2 protein-coding genes and 1 pseudogene are annotated in these 2,226 nt (G+C 65.5%); all 3 read left to right on the forward strand.

Translation table 11 applies throughout. From position 1 onward, the window contains the following. Positions 1 to 512: 512 nt before the first annotated feature. Positions 513 to 1,050 (forward strand): annotated as a pseudogene (locus ACFQ87_RS45805) (transposase); the annotation flags it as partial. 216 nt (positions 1,051 to 1,266) lie between these two features. Continuing rightward, a complete protein-coding gene (locus ACFQ87_RS45810; protein ID WP_380616980.1) occupies positions 1,267 to 1,443 on the forward strand; it encodes a hypothetical protein in 177 nt (58 codons plus the stop codon). 144 nt (positions 1,444 to 1,587) lie between these two features. Next, positions 1,588 to 2,055 carry a hypothetical protein gene (locus ACFQ87_RS45815; protein ID WP_380616981.1) on the forward strand — a complete coding sequence of 156 codons (468 nt, stop codon included), beginning with the start codon at positions 1,588 to 1,590 and terminating at the stop codon, positions 2,053 to 2,055. The last annotated feature ends 171 nt before the right edge of the window (positions 2,056 to 2,226 follow it).

Below are 2,226 nucleotides of genomic sequence, written 5' to 3' on the forward strand. Positions count from 1 at the left end.
CGGATCTGATCGACGGATGCCTCACCCAAGCCGGACTGATCATGGATGGCTGACCCCGGCCAGCCCCCGACACCACTCATTCAATTTCAGTAGCGGCTCTTGACGTCCCGCCAGCCCAGCAGATTGCGCGCTGGTCCATGCGGACAGCCGCTGACGCAGAAGCCCTGGACGAGCAGCTGGTCACAGAGAGTCTCCACCAATCTCGCGGGTGAACGGCTTGCCCCGGGGAGTACCTGCTGCCACGCCCGTCGGCCGACGCGCCCAGTCAGACATTCGCTCGTTGACCTGGGTGGCCCACCATCAGTGGCAGAACCCGCGTCGGTCAGGTTCGGTGGCAATCGGTCAAGATTCAGCGGCACGCGACAAACAGGTCGGCACCCGCCCTGGCGGCTGCTGTCGCGCGCAGTTGTCGCGCCCCGACCTCGCACGGGGGTAAGCGCCTATCCGCGCACCCATGAGGGGTGGGCCTGTCAATGAGCAGGCCGAGATGCCCGGGACTTGCATCCGGGGTCCCGTCCCTGGTGATCATCGACACCCAGTCCGTGCGCGTGGCGGCCGGGGTGCCGAAGGAGACCACGGGACTGGACGCGAACAAGAAGACGCCCGGCAGGAAGCGGGGACTCGCCGTCGACGTGCTGGGCCTGATCATCGGTGTGGTGATCCTCGCCGCGAGCGCGCACGACAACGAGGCTGGCATCGCCCTGCTGGACCAGGCGGCCGAACGATGCGGGATGCGCCTGGAAAAGGTACCTGGTCGACCAGGGCTTCAAGGACGCCGTAATCATCCACGGGGCGGTGAAGGACATCACCGTCGAGGTGGTCCGCCGCAACCCCGACACCCAGAGCAAGGGCTTCGTTCCGCAACCGAAGCGATGGGTGGTCGAGCAGGTCAACGGCACCCTCATGCTCCACCGGCGCCTCGCCCGTGACTACGACCACCGGCTGGACAACGCCGCCTCCCGCGTCTACTGGGCCTCCACCGCCGGCATGCTCCGCCGCCTCACCACCCCCAGCCCCGCCTGGCGCGACGAGGTGGGGCTGGCCGCGTGAACGTCACCGAACTCCTGCGGCTGTTGCAAGCCGAACACGACGAGACCACCGCACGCGCCGACGGCCTGCAAGAACAGATCGAGCAACTCACCCGTGCCCTGGCCGAAGTCGAGGCCCGCCTCGCCGAGATCGTCACCACCCGCAAGGTCATCGACAGCCTCGCCCCGCCCGACCACACAGGCCTCCGAGGAGCCCGCCACCGTCTACCAGCGCATCGTGACCGCCTTCAACGAGCACCCCGGGCGGGTCTTCCAGGTTCGCGACCTCCACGAATTCCTCGGACTGCCCACCGACGAGCCCTCGATCAACGTCACCCGCTCCCGCCTGGGACGACTCGTTCGTCAGGGACTCCTCGACCAACCCGGACGCGGCCGCTACCAGAACCGGACTTAACGTCCTCTCAGTGCTCAGGGTCCACCATCGTGATGAATTTTTGCACTCGGAGTGTTTTGGTGGCGGCGAACTTCAGTGCGTGTCAGGAAAATCCTGGCGACGGGAGTTCTCCTGCCGCACTCACCCCGCGTCGACGATCTGGAGATGGCCAACATGGACCCGCAGAGCCGCAGTCCCGAAGGAAGCTTTGCTCGAAGCCTCGAACAGACTCCGTTCGGCCTCAAGGAAGGAGAGCGGAGGCTCAAGATCCAACTGGCCTTCAACGGCAGTCCCAAGGGGCACATGAGCGTCTACGGCAACGGTTGGACCTCCTGGTCCGGCGTTGCACTCGTGTTCGCGGAGTGGACGGACAGCGACGGCAAGACGTACTTCCGCGTCACCGACGGCGACTGGAAGGATTACTACCTCTCGGTCAACCACAATGCCTATGTGGGCCTCTACGGATGGAGCAACGCGGTTCCCTGGAAGTTCGAGACCGTCGACGGGAAGAATCGGCTGAAGTGCCTCTGGAACCACCAGCTCCTGTCGTTCTACTCGGATTCCAACAAGTACCTGTACGCCTGGGACGACTACAACGAGCTCGAAGCGACACCGGAATGGCTGAACTCCTGAGCGGCAGGGCAGCGTACTGGCGCTTGGCCTCGGGGCCACGTCAGCCGGGCGGGTAGTCCTGGGGGGACTACCCTGCGCCTGCCGAATATCTCATCCAGCCAGGTCACGCGGCGTGTCGGTACTCGTGGATCACTCCGCCGAGCCGGTCGTGTCGGCGTATGTCCAGGCGAG

This window comes from Kitasatospora sp. NPDC056531 (assembly GCF_042794375.1).
Classification (GTDB): Bacteria; Actinomycetota; Actinomycetes; order Streptomycetales; family Streptomycetaceae; genus Kitasatospora.

Bases quoted from the DNA above. Each gene is read 5' to 3' on its own strand.
- ACFQ87_RS45815 (WP_380616981.1), top strand. From the start codon at position 1,588: ATGGCCAACATGGACCCGCAGAGCCGCAGTCCCGAAGGAAGCTTTGCT.